General features: G+C 68.6%; 19 protein-coding genes. 3 read left to right on the top strand and 16 right to left on the bottom strand.

Going from position 1 to position 19,035, the window contains the following annotated elements; genetic code table 11:
• Positions 1 to 129: 129 nt before the first annotated feature.
• From Afe05nite_RS25480 to Afe05nite_RS25440, 9 genes are read right to left on the bottom strand one after another with little or no spacing between them, the layout of a single operon-like run.
• Positions 130 to 1,305 carry a nucleotidyltransferase family protein gene (locus tag Afe05nite_RS25480; RefSeq protein ID WP_203819720.1) on the bottom strand — a complete coding sequence of 392 codons (1,176 nt, stop codon included), beginning with the start codon at positions 1,303 to 1,305 and terminating at the stop codon, positions 130 to 132.
• Positions 1,302 to 1,805: an NUDIX hydrolase gene (locus Afe05nite_RS25475; RefSeq protein WP_239118180.1), complete on the bottom strand. Its 504-nt coding sequence runs from the start codon at positions 1,803 to 1,805 to the stop codon at positions 1,302 to 1,304. Before Afe05nite_RS25475 ends, Afe05nite_RS25480 begins: the two co-directional genes overlap by 4 nt.
• The gene (locus Afe05nite_RS25470) at positions 1,802 to 2,857 is read right to left on the bottom strand and encodes an aldo/keto reductase (RefSeq protein WP_203819719.1); all 1,056 of its coding nucleotides are present in this window, start codon (positions 2,855 to 2,857) and stop codon (positions 1,802 to 1,804) included. The genes Afe05nite_RS25475 and Afe05nite_RS25470 overlap by 4 nt, the downstream gene beginning before the upstream one ends.
• Before the next feature lie 20 nt (positions 2,858 to 2,877).
• Positions 2,878 to 3,783: a protein kinase gene (locus Afe05nite_RS25465; protein ID WP_203819718.1), complete on the bottom strand. Its 906-nt coding sequence runs from the start codon at positions 3,781 to 3,783 to the stop codon at positions 2,878 to 2,880.
• Positions 3,776 to 4,471, bottom strand: a complete 696-nt coding sequence (locus Afe05nite_RS25460) for a dTMP kinase (protein WP_203819717.1) — start codon at positions 4,469 to 4,471, stop codon at positions 3,776 to 3,778. Before Afe05nite_RS25460 ends, Afe05nite_RS25465 begins: the two co-directional genes overlap by 8 nt.
• Positions 4,464 to 5,117 (bottom strand): TylF/MycF/NovP-related O-methyltransferase, encoded by a 654-nt coding sequence (locus Afe05nite_RS25455; RefSeq protein WP_203819716.1) that lies wholly within the window; start codon positions 5,115 to 5,117, stop codon positions 4,464 to 4,466. Before Afe05nite_RS25455 ends, Afe05nite_RS25460 begins: the two co-directional genes overlap by 8 nt.
• A 38-nt stretch (positions 5,118 to 5,155) precedes the next feature.
• Positions 5,156 to 5,851: a 2OG-Fe(II) oxygenase gene (locus Afe05nite_RS25450; RefSeq protein WP_203819715.1), complete on the bottom strand. Its 696-nt coding sequence runs from the start codon at positions 5,849 to 5,851 to the stop codon at positions 5,156 to 5,158.
• Positions 5,838 to 6,683 carry a hypothetical protein gene (locus Afe05nite_RS25445; RefSeq protein ID WP_203819714.1) on the bottom strand — a complete coding sequence of 282 codons (846 nt, stop codon included), beginning with the start codon at positions 6,681 to 6,683 and terminating at the stop codon, positions 5,838 to 5,840. Before Afe05nite_RS25445 ends, Afe05nite_RS25450 begins: the two co-directional genes overlap by 14 nt.
• A gap of 25 nt (positions 6,684 to 6,708) precedes the next feature.
• Positions 6,709 to 7,617 carry a class I SAM-dependent methyltransferase gene (locus Afe05nite_RS25440; protein WP_203819713.1) on the bottom strand — a complete coding sequence of 303 codons (909 nt, stop codon included), beginning with the start codon at positions 7,615 to 7,617 and terminating at the stop codon, positions 6,709 to 6,711.
• Between the two features lie 196 nt (positions 7,618 to 7,813).
• Here Afe05nite_RS25440 and Afe05nite_RS25435 point away from each other — a divergent pair, with 196 nt between their 5' ends.
• A complete protein-coding gene (locus Afe05nite_RS25435; RefSeq protein WP_203819712.1) occupies positions 7,814 to 8,551 on the top strand; it encodes a class I SAM-dependent methyltransferase in 738 nt (245 codons plus the stop codon).
• Here Afe05nite_RS25435 and Afe05nite_RS25430 read toward each other — a convergent pair.
• The 7 genes from Afe05nite_RS25430 to Afe05nite_RS25400 form a co-directional block, all read right to left on the bottom strand.
• Positions 8,532 to 9,590, bottom strand: a complete 1,059-nt coding sequence (locus Afe05nite_RS25430) for an LLM class flavin-dependent oxidoreductase (protein WP_203819711.1) — start codon at positions 9,588 to 9,590, stop codon at positions 8,532 to 8,534. The two genes, Afe05nite_RS25435 and Afe05nite_RS25430, sit on opposite strands and share 20 nt — an antisense overlap.
• Positions 9,587 to 10,183: a helix-turn-helix transcriptional regulator gene (locus tag Afe05nite_RS25425; protein WP_203819710.1), complete on the bottom strand. Its 597-nt coding sequence runs from the start codon at positions 10,181 to 10,183 to the stop codon at positions 9,587 to 9,589. The genes Afe05nite_RS25430 and Afe05nite_RS25425 overlap by 4 nt, the downstream gene beginning before the upstream one ends.
• A 156-nt stretch (positions 10,184 to 10,339) precedes the next feature.
• On the bottom strand, positions 10,340 to 11,488 hold the full coding sequence (locus tag Afe05nite_RS25420) for a ParB/RepB/Spo0J family partition protein (RefSeq protein ID WP_203819709.1): 1,149 nt from the start codon (positions 11,486 to 11,488) through the stop codon (positions 10,340 to 10,342).
• Positions 11,489 to 11,862: 374 nt separating this feature from the next.
• Positions 11,863 to 12,825, bottom strand: a complete 963-nt coding sequence (locus Afe05nite_RS25415) for a transglutaminase-like domain-containing protein (RefSeq protein ID WP_203819708.1) — start codon at positions 12,823 to 12,825, stop codon at positions 11,863 to 11,865.
• A complete protein-coding gene (locus Afe05nite_RS25410; protein ID WP_203819707.1) occupies positions 12,822 to 13,067 on the bottom strand; it encodes a phosphopantetheine-binding protein in 246 nt (81 codons plus the stop codon). The genes Afe05nite_RS25415 and Afe05nite_RS25410 overlap by 4 nt, the downstream gene beginning before the upstream one ends.
• Positions 13,068 to 13,071: 4 nt before the next feature.
• Complete coding sequence (locus tag Afe05nite_RS25405; protein WP_203819706.1) at positions 13,072 to 15,897, bottom strand: AMP-binding protein; 2,826 nt, start codon at positions 15,895 to 15,897, stop codon at positions 13,072 to 13,074.
• A gap of 20 nt (positions 15,898 to 15,917) precedes the next feature.
• On the bottom strand, positions 15,918 to 16,157 hold the full coding sequence (locus Afe05nite_RS25400) for an acyl carrier protein (RefSeq protein ID WP_203819705.1): 240 nt from the start codon (positions 16,155 to 16,157) through the stop codon (positions 15,918 to 15,920).
• On the opposite strand from Afe05nite_RS25400, the gene Afe05nite_RS25395 reads away from it, so the two are divergent.
• Positions 16,156 to 17,166 carry a transglutaminase-like domain-containing protein gene (locus Afe05nite_RS25395; RefSeq protein ID WP_203819704.1) on the top strand — a complete coding sequence of 337 codons (1,011 nt, stop codon included), beginning with the start codon at positions 16,156 to 16,158 and terminating at the stop codon, positions 17,164 to 17,166. The genes Afe05nite_RS25400 and Afe05nite_RS25395 overlap by 2 nt on opposite strands.
• Before the next feature lie 156 nt (positions 17,167 to 17,322).
• A complete protein-coding gene (locus Afe05nite_RS25390; RefSeq protein WP_307835649.1) occupies positions 17,323 to 19,020 on the top strand; it encodes an AMP-binding protein in 1,698 nt (565 codons plus the stop codon).
• The last annotated feature ends 15 nt before the right edge of the window (positions 19,021 to 19,035 follow it).

The following is a 19,035-nucleotide window of genomic DNA, read 5'->3' as shown; positions in this document are numbered from 1 at the left end:
CGATGAGCGTAGCATTGCTGTCATTTCAAACAAGGTCGTGAGCAGCCTTTTAAGAAACAATTCGCGAGGCTTGAAAAAGGGCATGAAGAATAGCCGGACCGGCATTCGGTCCGGCTATTCAAATGGTTTTTATACCGGTGAACTGGAGGCCGGCAGGTTCGGCCGGGTCTCCGCGGCGAAGGTGCGGTTGAGGAAATCGCTCTCCCACACCAGCGGGTCCGGGAGATCCACCGTGGCGTACTCGTCCAAGAACGTCGGCGATGCGCCGGTACGCCAATCGTCGAGCAGAGCGGGCGGAACCGTGCCGGGAAAGAGCATCTCCAGGTGGGCGAGTGCGTAGTAGGCGACCAACTCGACGCCGTGCTGACGTACCAGCGCGGCGAAGCGGTCCCAGAAGTCGGGGCCGCCCAGCCGGGCGAGCGTCTCCCGCAGGTCGCAGTACTGGATCAGGCGCTGATGCTTGAGCCGGTGCAGGTAACGCAGGGTGGTGGACTCCTTGTAGAGGTGCGCGCACAGGTCCAGCACGAGATCCGTGGGCGCCGGCACGAGGATGTCCACATCGCCGAAGTGCGCCGGCACCGCCCGGCCGAGCACCTCCTCGGTAGGAACGGTGAAGCCCGCGCGGGGCAGGAAGAGGCCCACACTGATATCCACGATGAACTCGCGGACGTACGGGTCGCTGGTGGTGCGGAACATCGGGGGCAGGTTGTTCACGTGCATTCGCCAGAACGCCATCTCGTTCGGCGGGAGCGGCTCCACCCGGCGGCTGTCCGGGGTGGTGTCGCCCATGGCGTACCCCAGGTCGTTCAGGATCTCCGTCGCCCGGCGGGCGTCGCGGCGGGTCATGAGCAGGTCCATGTCCGCCATCGGCCGGGAACCGAGATCGCGATAGATGTGCTGGGCCAGGTAGAGCCCTTTCCGGATCAGAACCCCGGGAACCTCGGCGGCGATCCTGGGCATGAACTCGGTCAGTTCCCGCTGCAGCGTGGCGTTGCGGGCCTGGTGGTAGAGATGGACCGCACGGAACGTTTCAGCCGACGCATACAGGAAGGCGTCGAGCTCCCACAGCAGCAGCCGCTCGAAGTTGCGGGCGACCAGGCCGATCACCCGGTGCCGGCGTGCCTGCGCGAGGAAGAAGTCCCAGTCGACTCCCTCCTTGATCACTTGCTCCGCCGCCGCGCCGACCTCCGGGCCCGGCGAGACCCGGCTGAGCAGCAGCAGCAACTCGACCGCGGTGCGGTGCTGGGCGGGCAGCCGGTCCAGCCCGGCCCGAGGCACCAACCGGTCGCCGACGACGTCGGTCATGCGCTGTCACCCGCCGCCGCATCGCGTGGATGGACCAGATTCAGGAAGGTGCCCTGCCCGACGACCAACTCCGAGAGCTCCGGGTGGCCCAGGGGCAGCCAGGAGAATCGGAGTCTGGTCGGCGGCCGCTCGCCGTCGTGCATCTCGTAGTTGATCCATTCCCGTTCCTGGCCGAGCGGCACGCTCAGCTGGAAGACGAACCGGTCCTGGATCTCCTCCCGGATCGGCGAGATGTCGAACTGGTAGCGGCCCAGGAACGCCGTCACCTCGAGACCGTTCAAGCCGGTCTCCTCCACCGCCTCCCGCAGCGCACCCGCCGCCGGCTCCTCGCCGTCGCGCAGCGTGCCCGCCGGAACCTGCAATCCCGAGTCCTCGTCGTCCTGCCGGAACACCGCGATCTCATCGCCGTGCAGGACGAACGCGACCACCTTCGGCACGACCTTCTTGCCGTCCTGCTGCTCCTCGTGCGGCGACATGTCGCCCGCCGGATCCTGGCTCACCGGGGCCGCCTCCGCTGCGCGGGTTTGCGGAACGGCTCGGCGGTGAAACCGGAGTCGCCCCGGTTCGAGCTCATGCATGAACCCGGCGACGCATCCACGTACGTACCCGGCTCGACCAACTTGTCGATCTGTTCCAGCACGTCGAGGCTCAGCCTGGTCCCGGCGGCCGTGAGACATTGGTCCAGCTGGGCGACGGTGCGCGGGCCGATGATCGCCGACGAGACGGCCGGATGCTCGGTGACGAAACCGAGCGCGAGCTGGGGCAACGTGAGATCGGCCGATCGGGCGAGCTCGGTCAGCTGCTCCACGAGCTGAAGCTTGTGCTGTACGCCCGGGTGCGCGACATCGATATTCATTCGGGCGGCTCGCGAGTCGGCCGGCATCGGCTGCCCGGCCCGGTACGCACCGCTGAGCCAGCCGCCGTTGAGAGCGCCCCAGGCGAGGACGCCCATGCCGTAGCGCTCGCAGGTCGGCAGCAGGTGACCTTCGACCGCCCGGGCGAAAATCGAGTAGGGCGACTGTTCCGCCCGGAAGCGCACCAGGCCGCGCTTCTCGGCGACCCAGTGCGACTCGACGATGAGCTCGGGCGGGAAGGTCGACATGCCGATCGCATTGACCTTGCCCTCGCGGACCAGATCGGTCAGGACGCCGAGGGTCTCCTCGATGTCGGTGAACTTGTCGAAGCGGTAGAACTGGAAGAGGTCGATGTAGTCGGTCTTCAGGCGGCGCAGGCTGCGCTCGACGCATCGGCGCACCCAGCGGCGGGAACCGCCCTTGCCGTTGGGGTCCGTGGTCAGGCCTTTGACGCCGAATTTGGTGGCGAGCACGACGTCGTCCCGCCGGCCGGTCCGGCTCAGGTAGTCCCCGATGATCGCTTCCGACTCGCCGTAGATGTCGGCCGTGTCGATGACGTTGATGCCGGCGTCGAGGCTCGCTGCCAGCAACCGTTCCGCCTCGGCGACGTCAGTCACCCCGGGAATCCCGAAGTTCTGCGCACCCAGGCAGAACTTGCTGACCTTCAGGCCGGAACGGCCCAACGGTCGATACTCCATGGTTTTCTCCTTCGATCTATTCAGAGCGTGTGTAGCACGCGCGTTACGTCCACCATGGATCTCGGCCGGTTCTCCGGGAGGTATTCGAGACAGGCGTCGGCCAGAGCGCCCAGCTCGAGCGGAAGGCCTCGAGAGGCGGCGCGGCCGGCGCACGGGGGTGCCCCGTGGCGAGGTGCGCGGCCGGTTGCCATCTGGTGCAGGATGACACCGAAGGAGTAGACGTCCGCTTCGACGCCGGCCCGGTCGTAGGCCTCGGCATACTCGGGCGGCCAGTGGAACTCGTCGGGCTTGCGCTGCGGCCCGCTCCTCGCGGCGTGCAGATCCCGGGCGCAGCCGAGGTCGCCGACGACCGCTCCGCCGTCATCGGTGAGCAGGACGTTCTCGGCGTTGAGGTCCCGGTGCGCGACGCCGAGCCCGTGCAGCGTCGCCAACCCGGTGGCGATGTCCGTGACGGTCCGCATCAGGAAGCCGGCCGGGAACTGCCACCCTTGGGCCGCACCGTGCGCCGCGAGCGATCCCCGCGGGTAGTGCCGCATCACGTAGTAGGGGACCTCGGCATGCATGTCGCCCGACCACACCTCGACCCAGTTGGGGTCCCCGGACAACCGGGTCAGCGTGCCGAACTCGAACGCGAACGCGGTGCGCCAGATCTCGTGCTGTTCCGGTCCGTATCGCTTGTACCAGTAGTAGCCGTAGACGCCCGGCTGCAGTTCCGGCGGAGTGTGCTCGATGACGTGGTAATAGCCGGACAGCCCCTTGACCACGGCCAGGTCGTCCTTCGCGTCCGGTAGCGCGGCCGCGTCCACGACCACCAGGGTGCTCAGTCCGGCGAAGGCGAGAGTTCGGTTGACCGGGAGCCCCCGCGTACCCAGGAACCGGGCGAAGTGGGCGGCCGGCAGATCGAGGTCGAGATCGAGGTCAGACATGTTGCACCGCACCCTCCCGAAGATGGTGATGGGCTACGGCGTCGTCCGCCGGGAACAGCGCCCTGATTCGCGGCATGATGGCGTCCAGGGTCTCCGCGGCAGCCGTCTCCGTGTTCTCGGCCCGGATCACGTTGAGCGTCGGATCACCGAGCCGGCCATCCAGGAAAAGCTCCTGGTAAGCACGGTGCAGGCGCCGCAGCGTCGGCTCGTTCTCGTGCGGCCGCGGGTTCTGGCCGCGGGTGACGACCCGTCGGCTGGCGATGTCCGCGTCCGTGTCGACGAAGATGACCGCGTCCGGCCGCAGCATGTCGCTCTCGCGGTGGAAACGCAGGGTCTCCTCCATCGGGATGCCCCAGAGGACCTCGTGATAGACCGCGTGGCTGTAGATGTACCGGTCGGCGATCACCGGCACCGTTGCCAGGGCCGGCCGGATGTTGTGCAGCTGGTGCAGCCGCACGTCGGTGGCGTAGGCCTCGCGGAGATCCCGTCGGCTGTACCCGGTGCGCTGGGTGCGGGCGGCCATGATGACCCGGCCGGCATCCGGGTCCAGCCAGCTGAACTGGCCCACCATGAAGCAGCTCGGCCCGGTCGCGTTGAGCCGGTCGTGGAGCAGGCGGCGCAGGGTGGATTTGCCGCTGCCGTCCGTTCCCTCGAGGACGATGAAGGGATATCTGCGAGCGTCACTCATCGCCGAGCGGCTTCCGGATCGCGGCGAAGCTGAGATCACCGGTGCCGCCCACCACCTCGAGCAGGGGCGAGCCCACGCCGAAGTACGTGTCGCAGGCCTTCTTGACGCCCGGCAGACCGTTCCAGGCCCGCGGATTCGCGTCCAGGTCGCAGTAGTCGTCGACGAGGATGACACCACCCGGCGCGAGGCGCGGGTAGACGTTCTCCAGGCTGGTCATGATGGAGTCGTAGAAATCGCCGTCCAGATAGGCGAAGGCGATCTGCGGCGGGCAGCTCTCCGGCAGGGTCCGGTCGAACCAGCCGGGGTGGATCCGCGGCTGGGGCAGCTTCCACGTGGCGAAGTTCGCCTCGACCTCCGACCGTGCGGCCGAGCAATCCCCCTTGTCCAGGTAGGTGTCCAGCTCACCGGGCGCGGGCAGCCCCTCGAACGAATCGAAGAGGTGCAGCTCTCGGGCGGGGTCGAGATCCTGGATGATCTGGGCGAGCCAGACGCTGGTGAGTCCGGCATTGCAACCCAGCTCGACGACCGCTCCGGGAACCCGGTAGTGCAGCGCTCCGGACAGCGCCCAGTAGATGGTGGTGAGCCGCTCGAAGTCCGACATCTTCTCGTTCTCGGCGGCGAGCTGGATTGCCATTCGTACGCGCACGGCGGTTCCCACTTCCTTTGCTTCGGGACGGGGACAGGTCAGGCGGTGACAAATCCAATGAACTTCTCGATCCGGCCGGCGGTGACCGGTTCGGTGCCGTGGGTCATCTGGGAGCCGTAGAGCACCGCGTCACCACGGTTGGGCCGACAACGCCAGCGGGTCCGGGGCTGCCGCCGGTACCACTCGGACGACTCGTCGCACTCGGCCCGGACCCGCGGCGTCCCGGTGCCGTTCGTCATCCACTGGTCCGGATCGCAGGCGGTCTCGACGAAGAACTCGCCGCCGCGGTAGTCGGCGATGTCGGTCAGGCAGATGCTCAGCCCGGCCACCTTCGGCCGGTCCGGATCGGGGTCGTTGTCGCTGAGGTCGATGTGGGGGGAGATGAACTGGCCCTCGGTGTAGCTCACGAAGGTCCAGTAGGTCATCGCCCGCGCCGACGGCAGAACTGTCCGGAGTCCGGGGAGCGCCCGCGCCGCGGCGCGATCGAGAACCGCGGTCACTCCCGCCGGCAGCGACATCAGCTCGTCGCGCCCCTGCGGCTCGTAGACCGCCATGGCCTGCGCCGTGGTGAACCCGTCGATGCTGTGGACCGACTCGGCACGCGCCGTGGCGCTGAGCCGGCCGCGGTCGACGTCGTCGCGAACCTCGCGCAACGCGACGTCGAGATCGAGGAGATCGATCGGGTCCAGAAAGCCCTGGATGCTGCTGACAGTCAGCGTTTCAGCTACGTGCATGTGCCGGCTCCAAGCTCGTCAGGTAGTCGAACGGGGAATTGAAGATGTGCTGCGCCCGCCCGGATGCCGGCCACCAGCAGCGCACCAGCTCGGAGACGAGCGGCAGACTCGGCTCCTGCACCGGTTCCGGGCCGGACCAGGTGTTTCTGGGGGCGCCGGCCCGGCGCCGGGCCTCGGTGCACACTCCTACGGCGAAGTCACGGGCCAGCGCGGGGACGCTGGGCGGTAGCCCCGCAAGGCCGTAGGCGCGTGTCTCGCTCCCGGCCCACTGGCCGACGATCGCCCGGGCCGCGCCGGCGAGCACCAACTCGGCAAGATCCGCCGTGGGCAGTTCCCACTGCTCGGCGGTGAGGAACAGGGTCTCCCGGTGCGCTCCGGCGAACTGCCGGGGCGGGGAGCCGACCCCGATCATGCCCAGGCCGATCCGAGGAAGGATGCCGAGGGTCAGTTCATCGATGTGGGTCAGGGCACGCGCGATGCCGTTTCGGGCCGGCGCCGCGGAACCGTCGGCGCACACCAGCACGGACCACGGTCGGCCAGTGCCGTCGGTGCTCACCTCGATCGTCTCGACCAGCTCGTGCAGCTCGATGCTGCCCGCCAGTCCCGTGCCCGCCATGTCCCGCAGCAGTCGGGCGAAAACCCGATGCCGGGGGAGGGCCGAGTCCAGCGACGTGGCCACTGTCGCCGCCGTCGAACGGTCCCGCAGCAGAACCTCCACCTCGGCACGATGGTCCTGGTGGAGTTGCTCCTCCACCAGCGTGACGTGCAGGTGGACCAGCCGGCCGAGAATCATGTTGGCCCAGTAGGGATCGGGCAGGATCGTTTGCGTCACCGCAGTACTCCCGCACTAGTAGTGGTCATCGGTGGGCCAGGACGAAGTGACGGGCCCGGTGTGCCGCGTCCGGCTCGTCGCCGGCCGGGCCGTGAAGCCGATGCTCGCCGGAGACCACGAGCCCGGCCGCCGCGACCATCCGGGCGACCGTGCTCGCGGTGGGATACCACTGCCGGTAGCCGAAGTGGAACAGACACCGGTCGCCGGCGAGGTGGTGCACCCGGTAGGCGATCGAGACGCCGGGTGCTGCCCGGGTCGGGACCCCCTCCACCACCGCCACGCACGGCCCCGGATCACCGGCGCGGTAGCCGTCCGGGAGTTCCGCCGCGGTGCGGAAGGGACTTGCCGGCAGTCCGTCGGCAAGCGCGAGATCGGCCAGGATGTGCCCGTCCGGCGCGAGTGCGCCCGCCGCCCGCCGCAACAACCGGCGGGCGGCGTCGAAGTCGACGTGGTTGAGTGCCTCATAGGTCAGCAGGACCGTGTCGCAGGGCTCCAGAGCAGTGTCGTCCTCCGACACGTCAGCATGGACGAATCGGATCGGACCGGCCGGATACCGCGATCGGGCCACCGCCAATGCCGCGGTGCTGACATCGATACCGAGATAGGACCGGTAGCGCTGGCCCGCGTCGACAATCGCGGCGAGGTAGTTGCCCACTCCGCACATGAGGTCGAGGACGCGCCCACGATCGTTGCCGGGCAGCAGCTCGACCTCGCGGAGGCGCGCGCCGGGACGTCGCGAACCGTCGTCGGTACCCGGCTCGAGCTGCCGTTCGACGGCGAGAGCGGCGAAGTCCGCATCGCTGTACAGCGCGGCGGGCGTGGCGGTGGTCAACCGGCGGCAGTCGGCGGACGGCAGCCGGCCGCCTTTCAGGAACTGGCCCGCCAGCTCGCAGACCAGAGTCTCCGAGTCCGTGCCGGACTGCTGTCGCACCACCGTTCGTCCCTCTCAGCTGGTGATCTACCTCGATTCAGCGACAGTAACGGCATGCTGCGGACACGTCGTGTCACGAGTTCCGGCGACGTGGCCGGCGGTGCACCAGTTCCTAGCATCGAGGAATGTTCAGATTCCTGTGCCGACGTCCGCCTACGCCGGACCCGGTCGCGGCCACGGCACCGCCGTGGTGAGCGCCGTGGACCGATCCGGGACGGCGTACGCCCGCCTGTATCTCGATCCGGACCTCAACCACTCGTCGGGCTACTTCACGACTGCTGACATGTCACTGGCGCAGGCGCAGCGGACGAAGATCGACACAGTCCTGACGCACTGCCGGGTGGAGCGGGGTCATCGCCTGCTTGACGTCGGCTCGGGATGGGGCGCGGCGGCCATCACCGCGGCCCGGGACCTTGGAGCCGACGTCGTCGGGATCACGCTGGACCCGGACCAGGACGAGTACGCCCGCGAGCGGCTGGCCCGCCTGCCGGGAGCGGCCCGGGTCGACTTCCGGGTCCAGAACTGGGAATCGTTCGCCGAGCCGGTCGACCGGATCATCTGCGTGAACGCCTTCGAGAACTTCACCGCCAAGCGGGAGTTCTTCCCGCACTGCCGGACCCTCCTGCAGCCCGGTGGTGTCATGGTCGTTCTCGCGGTCACCGCCGACCGCCCCATGTTCCGCGTCCTCGCCAAGGACGCGATGATCCGTTCCGCCGCCGACGCCGGATTCGACGTCCAGGTCTCGGCATCGCTGGCGCCGCACTATGTGCGAACGCTGGAGCACTTCGTGGTCAATCTGACCGCGAATCGGGACGAGGCGGTACGGCTGCGTCCCGCGAGCGACGTCGACCGGCATCTCAGGTACTACAGCCAGTGCGCCGACTACCTCCGGACCGGCGTGAACGACATGTTCGAGTTCACTCTCGTAGCTTGCTGAAGGCGGACGGCTGCCGCCCGTCGCGGAAGCGGCTGAAGACCTGGTCCGCGTGCCGGTAGTCGTCGGCGGTGTTGACGCCGGCCGCGAGGACCGTCCGTACGCCGGCCGCGTGGTACTGGCCGAGATACGCGCCGACCTGTTCGTAGTCGCCGACCAGCAGCGGGAACGAGGAGGCCCCGCTGGTGAAGGCGCCGGTCCAGTAGACCTCGTCGTAGGTTTCCGCACCGGCGGCCAGCACCGCCAGCCTCCTGGTCCACTCGGACGGGGACTTCTGCTTCAGCCGGGTGCGGACGATCGCGGCCCGGTCGATCGGGTAGCGTGCGCGGGCCTCGTTCCACGCCTGCTCAGCCGTCGGACGGGCGAGCACACCGATCCGGATGCCGATGCCCGCGCCGGGTGGTGCGGTGGCGGCGAAGTCCCGGCTGAACGTTCCCACCGGGTCGGGGTGGGTGACGGTGACGTCGGCGACGGCCGCGGCGGTCTCCCGTCCGGCCGGGGAGGAACCGGCGACGAGCACCCGTGGACGTAGGCCCGGTTCCAGGAACGCGTTGAGGAAGAGCCGATCGAATCGATAGTGCTCGCCGGCGTGGCTGAACGGCTCGTCCGATTCGAGGGCGTTGCGGAGGACCTGGACGTACTCGGTGGCACGGGCGTAGCGGGCGTCGTGCTCGGTGGTGTCACCGATCTGTGCGAGCTCGGCCGGATCGGCTCCGGCGATCAGGTTGATGTCGATTCGACGGCCGTACAGCTTCGCCAGGGTGGCGGCCATCTTCGCGGCCGCCGTCGGCGGAACGGCGTACGGCTGGAGCGCGATCAGGGGAACGAGCCGGGGCGTGCAGTGGATCAATGCAGAAGCCAGCAGCCACGGCTCGAGGCTCCGGTGATTGTAGAAGAGCAGCATGCCCGTGTACCCGTAATGATCGGCCAGACGGGCCGCCTCGGTGAGACTGGCCAGGGGATCCGCGGCCGTGCCGGGTGGCCCCTGCGTGTACAACGCGAACTCGTCGTTGTCCCGGCCGGGGGAGTTGGGCCCCTTCATCCGGCGAGCCGGAGGAGGAGAGCGGCCCGGGTGAGTTCCGCCTTGTTGCCGGCGTCCAGCTTGGCCCGGATACGCCGGACGTAGGTGTCCACCGTGTGCGGGCTGATCCCGAGCCGCGTCGCGATCTGATTGTGGGTGAGGCCGTGCGAGATCTGGGACAGGACCTGCTCCTCGCGTTCGGACAACGGCTGGCCGGGGAGCGTCCGGACGGCTGCCGCCGGCGCTGTCCCGATGGTGTGCACCGGCGGCCACGGCCGTCGGCAGGCGACCTCGCGCACCGCTTCGATCAGTACGGGTCCCGGCTCCGACTTGCTCACCAGCCCGTACACCCCGCACAGCTCGCTCAGGCTCGGGTCCGGCGCCTCGGAGTACATGATCAGGACCCCACGTCCGGCGGTCTCCCGGTTGAGTCGGGCGGCCGAACCGGGCGGCCGTACCACGATCGCGTCGATCAGTAGCACCTGTGCCGACCGGCACGGCTGGTCGCCCAGCGAGGTCTCAGCGCTGAGAACCTCGATCCCTGCTTCCTGCAGGACTCTGGTGAGCCCGGAAAGGAATATCGGCGAACTGTCGATGACATCACATGTGATCACGCCACACCCGTCCACTCAGCAAACTGCGAAGGTGAATGGTCGAGGCCGCGTTGTTCCATCTTTACCATGGATTTCCGCGGCGTCGAAATAAAGTGAAACGGCGGGCCGGACGATGCCGTCCCGGTCGAATTGACCGTACATTCGCGGGATGTTCTGTCATCCGGCCCGATCGGTTATCGCTTTCATCTCGGCGGCGAAGCCGAGCCATTCCTCCGCGCATTGCCGGGCCAACTCGGCCACCATGTAGCTGCAATGCGGTGGAATGCTGTCGATTATGTCCGACCAGTCCTTCAACGGCTTCGACGTGGCGAACAGCCAGCGCAACAGTCGCCGTCCCGATTCAGTGAATCGCAAGGACGGATCGTTCGCGAGATTGTTCAGGGTGACCGCGACATCCGGCTCGTCCTCGGTCAGCCGGGTCACGGTCAGGTGGCCGCGGCGCGTGGGGCGGTGACCGGCCGGCGCCTCGTTCGTCGAGGTCTTGGCCCGGGCCGGCCGGACGGTGTCGGCGATGTCAGCCGGCTCAGCCGGCGCCCAGGCCGCGACCTCCGGGCCGTCGGCGCCGGCGGTCGGGTTCCGCGCGCGGTGCAGCGGCGGCAGTGGGTCCTCTCCGTGCTGAATCCGTTCCCGTACGTCCCGGGCCGTGGCCAGGGACACGCCGGCCTCGCGGGCGATCTCCCGAAGTGACGCATCGGGCCGGCGGGTGACGACGCGGCTGGCGGCGAGGCGGCCGGCCACCGCGTCGAGCGGACGGTGCCGACCGTCCCGCCCGACCCGGACGGTCGCGTTCGCGGTTGCTCCGAACTTGTGGCGGAACAACTTGATCGTGCCGGCGGACAGGCCGGTGACGGACGCTATCAAGCGATTTGACCAGGCCGGATACATGGTGAGAATCCGGTGGGCCGCGGCCGTCCGGTCGGCTCGGCTCAGCGGGAGACCGTGCTCGACGTTGAGCTTCACCGCGAGCACGAAAGCGTCGTGGTCGGAGCCCTCGAAGAAGCGGACGTCGATGACCTCCTGCGCCCGTTCGCAAGCCGCGTGCAGCCGGTGCATGCCGTCGATGACCCGCATGGTCGCCCGGTGCACGACGATCGGTGGCAGTTTTGCGTCGCTGGCGGCCAGCCGCTGGATGTGCTCGGCATCCTCGCCGGTCAGCCGCGGCGAGTCGGCCGGCAGGATGGCGCTGATGGAGACTTTCTCGATCTTCGTCCGGTCAGCTTCCCAGGCGATCTCCAGTGAATCCTGCCCGATGACCGGTGGACTGGAAGGCGCGGAGCTTAATGGGCCTGCTTGATCGTTCTGCATACTGCATTTCTCCCCCGAGAAAAACTTGAATGCGGAATGCGATTGACAAATTCGGTCATCCCGAGGTTTTGGAAAGCCTTGGCGATGGCGTTCATTTGCATGGGGGAGTAGACGTTCTGTGTCGACAGATGAGATCCACTCGCCCCCGCGTTGGATCTTGCATTGACCTGATGCAGAATACTACACGGACATCGAGCGTGGTCAACACTGATCGGCGGGCGGGCCGATTGGTTGGTCCGAGGGCGGGGCTATGGCCTGGAAATTTGTGGCGCGAGTGGCTCTATGGGCGGTGAAGCCACGAGTGGGCTCATGTCGGTGATCATGAAGTTCCCTGCACCTCGCCAATTGCCCAGAAAGTGTCGGAAGCGTCCGCCTTACCGGCTCGCGGCGTCCGGCCCGGCCGGGATCGGAATCCCTCGGTGCACCGGTGCCAGCCTGCGGGTCGAGAGGCTCACCGCCGCCGGCGATCCGTTGTGCGTGGCCAGCGCGACCCGCTGATCGGACAGCCCCACCACGACCGGGCCGATAGACCGGTTCCGGTGCCAGATGTCCGGCCGGAGGAGCTGCCAGTTCAGCATCGAATCGAGCAGCACCGGATCCACCGGGACCCACCGGTCGTCCACGAGGAACTCCGCCCAGTTGTGGTGGGTGGAATAAGGCGGCGCGACGATCAGCCCGAATCGGGTCCGTGCCCGCAGTCCCCGGCGGGTGCCTTCGTCGGCCAGCAGGCGAGCGGCGCCTTCGCAGGCACACAGGCCGGTCCGGACGGCGAAGTCCAGGTCGGAACGCAGGGCCGGGGGAAGGAACATGAAGTGCAGCCCGGCAGTGGTATCGAGCACCGCGGTCACCTGGGGTGGCAGCGCGGGCCAGTCGGAGGCGATTTCGACGGTCACCTCCGCCACCGGTGCTCGTCCCCCCGGTTCACCGCGGCACTCGAGGATGCCGCCGGGTGTCGCCACACCGAAACGGCAGGAGCCCGGATGGTCCGGGTCCGGGCACCGGGGCTGGTAGTAGATCGTGGTCGGCCGGGAGCGCACCTGGGGCGGCGGGTTGAGTCCCGCCGCCCAGAACCGCCGGGCGGCCATGGCGGCCGATCCGGTGCCGAGGTGCATCGAGACGTTCATGAGGTCGGTGCGGTCGAACAGCGGCCCACCCGGTGACGGCCGGCATCTCAGCCCGGCTCCGGTCATCGACGCGATCAGGTCCGCGGGCAGCCGCATGAGACGGTCGGCCTCCGCGAGCGAGACCTCGAAGCGGCGAGCGTCGTCGGGGACCAGCGTCAACCGATCCATGATCTCGGCCACCCGGTGTTCTTGCCCGGCCGTCCCGGCACTCATCCGGCGGCCACCGGCAACTCGGACAAGGCCCCCCACAGCGCGGTCGCGGTGGCGAAGGTCTCCGGAACCAGCTGCTCGTCGGTGAAAGTCACCGAGAACGCCTCCTCGAGGTCCATGAGCACGCTTACCGTGCCGAGCGAATCCAGTCCGAGGCCGGCCAGTTGGGCGTCGGCGGGCAAGGGCTGCTCGGCCGGCAGCACCAGGTATCGGCGGATGATCTGCTCGAACTCGTCGTTCCACATCGAATTACTCCTTCGCCCCGAGGCCCGGCACCGTGCCGGCCGTCCGTACCGCCGGGTCGAGCAGGCAGAGGGCGCCGCTCGCCACGTCGAGCCGGCTGTCGTCAAACGTCAGGCTCGCTGCCCGGAGATCCCGCAGCAGCCGCTCGAGCGGGATCGTCGAGTCCTTGAGATATCCCGTGCTGAGCCCGGCGAGGGAGATCATCGCGTCGGCGGCCCGATAGGTCTCTCGCGATGCGATCACCTTCAGCATGTTCAGGTGGATCTGCACCGCCGGCGCTTCCAGCGACAATCCGCGCTCGAGAAGATCTGTCACCTCGGCGAGTGTGGTGTGCAGGTAGGAACCGACCACCTCCAGGCGGCGGCGGATGTCGGCGATCCGGGTGGCCGTCAGGTCGGACCGCACGTCGAGACGGACGCGCCCACCGGTGCGAACCTCACGCAGCAGGGCCGAGAAGGCGGCCCGGGCGGCGCCGAGCCAGCAGGCCGACCACCCGAGGTGGGCGGCCGGGGCGAAGGTCTCGACCGTGACCTGCCGGAAGTTCCCGAGCCCGCCGACGATCTGATCCGCGGGCACGACACCGCGCAGCGTCATCGCCACGTTCTCGGTCCCGCGCATCCCCAGCGCGTCCCAGCCCGGACCGGTCTCCACCTCGGCCTGCGTTCGGTCGAGGTAGACCATGGTCACGTCGTGCGCCGGGGCGTCCGGGGAGGTACGCATCTTCAGCAGGTAGCCGTCCGCGTGGGCGCCGCCGGTGACCACCGGAGCGCTGCGGGTGACGCGGTACCCCGCCGGGACGGCGATCAGCGACTCGTCCGCTCGCAGCAGCGTGCCGCCCGTCGCCCGCTCGGCGGTGACCGAACCGAGGTAGGCGCCCTCGGCGGCGACCCTCGGCAGGATGCGCGCGCGCAACGCCGGGGTGCCGAACCGAACGATCGTGAGGACTTGCTGGCAGTGCATCACCCAGATCAGCGCTGTTGACAGGCAGGCCGAGGCGAGCTGCTGCGCGGTTTCGGTGAAGTCGGTCAACGTGCCGCCCGCCCCGCCGTACTCGGTCGGCACCAGCAGACCCATCAGGCCGGCCGCGCGCAGAGCGGCCAGTGACTCGACTGGGAACGCGCCGTCCCGGTCGGCGGCCCCGGCCCGCTCCCGCAGCACCTGCAACACGTGCTCCATCGACGGCGCCGGGCGGGCCGCGATCGGGTTCGAGTCCCAGACCCGGTACTTGTCGTATCCGCCGCGGGTGAGCGTCCGCCACATCGAGTGCCGTTGTGGCTTACCGCTGGTGGTGAGGTGGAAGCCGGCCGAGGGAGCCGAGAGCACCATGACCCGCATTCCCGGCGACTGCTGCGCCACCGACCGGCCGATCCCCTCCGGGTCGGCCACCTTTCCTTCGATCAGCACCGCCACGGTCGGCCGGTCGTTCAGCATGCCGAGCAGCGCCACGGTTCGTTGCGGTCGGGCGAGCAGCGCGGCCACGGTCTTCTCGACGTCCTCCGCGAAATGCCAGCGCCCGAGCTGTTTGATCCCGTCGCCCAGACGGCCGACCACGAACAGCTCGCCGTCGTGCATGAAGCCGGCGTCGCCGGTGCGCAGCGGATTGCGCAGGGGCACGTCGCCGTCGGACTCGGTGAGGCAGCCGACCGACAAGGATTCGCTGCTGATCTCGATCTCACCCAGAACGTCTTCCTTGACCTCGGCGCCCTGTTCGTCGACCACCCGGGCGCTCACTCCCGGCAGGGCGCTGCCGCAGCCGAGCAGTCCATGGGCGCCGTCGTGATCGGTCGTCGGCCGGACCGCCTCACCCAGTGCCAGCGAGGACGGATCGAAGTAGTGGGTCCGGAAGCCGTTTCCGGCCGGCACGCCGGTCACGGCCAGCGTGCTCTCGGCCAGGCCGTAGGCCGGGACGATCGTGCTGCGGCGCAGTCCGGTCGGCGCGAACTTGGTGAGGAAGGCCTCGACCGCCCGCGGTTCCACCCGCTCCGCGCCGACGATGATGGTTTGCAGATGACTCAGGTCGACTCCCTCGAGCTGCTGCGGCCGGACCCGGCGGGTCAGGTGCTCCAGGCCGAAGGTCGGAGTCGCGGTGCCGGTGGGACCGTCCGGCCCGAAACAGGACAGCCACCGCATCGGTGCCCGGACGAACTCCGCCGGCTCCATCAGCCACAGGTCGGCCGCGCAGTGCAGAGGCAGGAGGAGCAACCCGACCAGCCCCATGTCGTGGTGCAGCGGCAACCAGCTGGCGTAGGTCAGCTCGGACGTGGGGTTCAACCATCGGTAGAGGGTGCGGACGTGGGTCTGCAGCGCCTCCAGGGAGATCCGGATCCCCCGGGGACGTCCGGTCGAACCGGAACTGAACTGGAGGAGCCCGATCTCGGGCGGCGCCGTGGGGGAATCGAGCGGTGCGTTGCCGGCGGCCGGCCCGGTGACGATCGGACAGGTCCACGGTGGCTCCCCGCCCGCGGGACCGAGCAAGCGGCCGATGTCGGGTGTCGTTGCGATCGCCCCGGGCCGGACCAGACCGATCACCCGCCGGACATGCTCCAGGTAGGCCGTCCGGTCGCGTGCGGCGTTCGGCGGCGCGACCGGTGACGGCGTGGCGCCCAGGAGCAGAGCGCCGAAGAAGTCGGCGACGAACTCCGCCGAGGAGGGCCTGATGATCACGACCACGTCACCACGGCGCACGCCCGATTCGCGCAGCCCGGCCGCGGCCCGCAGGGTCAGCTCGGCGATCTCCGGGTACGGCCGCAGCGGCCATGTCCCCGTCTCCGGGTCGAAGATCCGCAGGCCGCGATCAGCCGGCGGGTCGTGCAGCCATCCGAACAACGACATTCTCGTCTCCCGTATCCCGGTCAATCACGGACTCCGAGCTCGCGCAACGTGCTGAGCGCGGCGGCGAAGGACGAGATCCCGATGAGTTGATCGCTTGTCAGTTCCACCTCGAACTCATCCTCGATCGCCACGACCAGGGCGAGATGGCCGAGCGAGTCCCAACGTGGATGATCGCGGTGCTGTAGATGCTCGACGTCGTCGTCCGGGACGAGTTCCAGGGCGGTGACGAATACCGAATGCAGCCGATCGGCCACAGGCATGGTCGTACTCCTTCGTCGCAGATACGCACCGGGCAATCCGGCTTTTGACACCTGCCGCACGCACTTCGAGGATGCTACGACACGATGCAGCAGACTTGGAGGTGTCGCGATCACCACGGATAACAGCGTCGTCGAAGTCATGGAACGGATACTTCTGGTTCCCGACGGGGCGCGCGAGTTCACCGAGGATCTGTCCGACGTGCGCATTCATCACCGCATCAGGGCCGCATTGCTTCAGCAGCTTCTCGACCTCGGCCTGCCCCATCGGGGCACCGGCGAGGAAATGCGGTTCGATAAATGGGACATGGCGAATGTCGGCGTATCGCTCGGCTTGCCGTGCCCACGTCGGCTCGCCATGCGGTGGTGGTCCAAAGCGTTGGCCGAGACGCCGACCTGCCGGTCGATCGGTTACACGCTCGAGGTGGCCGCTCGCTGTCCCGATCCCGGTCACGCCGAACCGTGCGAATTCTCCCTGAGCCCCGAGTTCCAGGGCGCGGCGCGGGTCCGTGCGGTGCGCTCGGGAGTCTACTCGTGCGAGATCGGACTGCCCGGTGGGTTGCGCTATTTCGGGGACCCCTTCACCGACCTGTTCGCGTCCGTTCTCGACATTCGCTTCCACCTGCTGCCGGTGGCCCTCTCCGACGACCTCGGGTTCGTCGCCGAGACCAACCTGGCCGACTGCCGGGCCGCGACGATGCACCTGCTCCGGCAGGCCCGGGAGCGCGAGTTGCCGGTCCGTACGGCGGTCGGGTATTTCGTCGCCCCGCCGTACGCGACCCCGCACGCCTGGATCGAGTGTCAGCTCGAAGACGCCTGGTGGCCGGCCGATCCGTTCCTGCTCAACGCGCTTATCAGGTGGCAGATCATCGATCCGTCCCGGTGGCCGGTGAACCGGTCGCCGCAGGCCCTGCTCTGGCCACTGCACAAGCGTCACTTCGTGGCCATGACACATCGGGGCGCCGAGGTCTACCCGACAGTCGCCATGACGGAGCGCCGGCTGTCGGGGTGACCGGGGAATGGCCGGGGTGTTCAACTGGCCGTCCTGAGCACTTGAACGGACCGGTTCGCGCCAGGCGACACATTGTCGCGGTTCGAATAGCATCGGCAGCGGCGCCGACCGGTTCGCCGTTCGATCACTGTTTCCGGACCGCTCAGGAGGTGGCGTGTGCCGCTGTGGAATTGGTTCGTGGATCCGTCTTCGGACCGGGGACTGCATTTAGCTAGTACGGACGTCTCCGAATGGATATTCACCCCCTACTCCGAACTCGCGACGATGACTCGTCGGTCGGCCTGGCAATTACGTGAAGCAGGCGTGACGGCGGGCGACGTCGTGGCCGTGGCCCGATCCGCCGGACCGGAATTTGTTGCCGATTTCTTCGGCGCGTTGCTGATCGGTGCGACACCGGCACCGGTCGCGCCGCCGGTTGCCCTGGGCGAGGAGAATCGCTACCTCAAAAAGGCGCGACAGGTCTTCGTGTCCGCCGGTGCTCGCGTCGTCACCGGCACCGAAACGGTTGGGCGCAGACTCCGTCCGATTGCCGACGAGTTGTCCGTGCGAATCCTTACCGATACCACCGCCGCGACCCCGTTGAGCGATGCGGGGCCGCAGACTCCGGAAATCGCCCTGATTCAGCACAGCTCCGGATCGACGACCGCGCCGAAAGGGGTTCGCATACCCTTCCGGTCGCTGCAGGCGAGCGTCACGGCGATGCGTCACTGGCTCGAACTGGAGACCACCGACTCCTTTTCCACCTGGCTGCCGATGCATCACGACATGGGACTCGTCGGCACGCTGCTGCTCCCCCTGGACTCCGGCTTGGACATCTGGATGATGCGGCCGGAGCAGTTCGTCCAGTCGCCCGCCCGGTGGGTCCGGTCGTTCAGTCCCGGGCAGGGGACCGTCACCGCGACCCCGAACCTGGGCCTCGCCCACGTGGTTCGGCGGATGCGGCCGGCCGACCTCGAGGGCCTCGACCTGACCGGCTGGCGCACCGCCGTGGTGGGCGCCGAGCGTATCGACCACGACGTCATCCGGTCCTTCACCGACCTGTTGAGCCCTTGCGGGCTCCGGCCCGATGTCCTGGTCCCGGCGTACGGCATGGCCGAGGCGACGCTGGCCATCACCGGCCGGCGGGCCGGATCGCCCATGCGCAGCGTGACGGTGGACCCGTCGAGCCTGACGATGGGCGGAGCCGTCCGGGTCACGACCGACGAGGCGGTGGGAACCACCCTCGTGAGCTGTGGGGAACCGTTGGACGGCATGTCCGTTCAACTCCGCGGCGAGGCCGGCGAGGCCCTCGGGGACGACACGCTCGGCGAGATCGAGGTGTCCGGCGTGTCGATCGCCGCGGGCTACACCGGCGGGACGGGCGGATCGGCCATCACCGCCGACGGCACGCTGACGACCGGAGACGCCGGATTCCGGCACGACGGGGAGTTGTACGTCGTGGGTCGGCTGGGCGACTCGATCAAGCAGTTCGGGCGCTGGTTCTTCGCCGAGGACATCGAGCAACGGGCGGCGGCCGTGTCGCCGTACCCGACCCGGACGGTGGCTCTGGTGGGCGGTCTGCAGGGCCGGAACACCGCGGTGGTGCTGATGGAGAGGGAACCCTCCCCGGCGTCCGCCCAGCGGATCGGCGCGGCGGTCATGCGTCATCTGAACGACATCCGGGTCCTGGTGCTCGGCGTGCCGGTCGGGACGATCATGAGGACCACCAGCGGCAAACCGATGCGTCGGGCGATGTGGCGCAGGCTGGTCGACGACGACATCGAAACCCGCGTGTGGTGGGACTCCGGCGATCCGGCGGCAGTACCCGCGGGGGCGGCCGAAACGGGCGGCCGTACCGAGCCGGCGCGCTTGTGATCACGTGCCCGACCA

Source organism: Paractinoplanes ferrugineus, assembly GCF_016862195.1.
GTDB lineage: Bacteria > Actinomycetota > Actinomycetes > Mycobacteriales > Micromonosporaceae > Actinoplanes > Actinoplanes ferrugineus.
The sequence above is the reverse complement of the archived record's forward strand: the minus strand, read 5'-3'. Positions and strand labels throughout refer to the sequence as shown.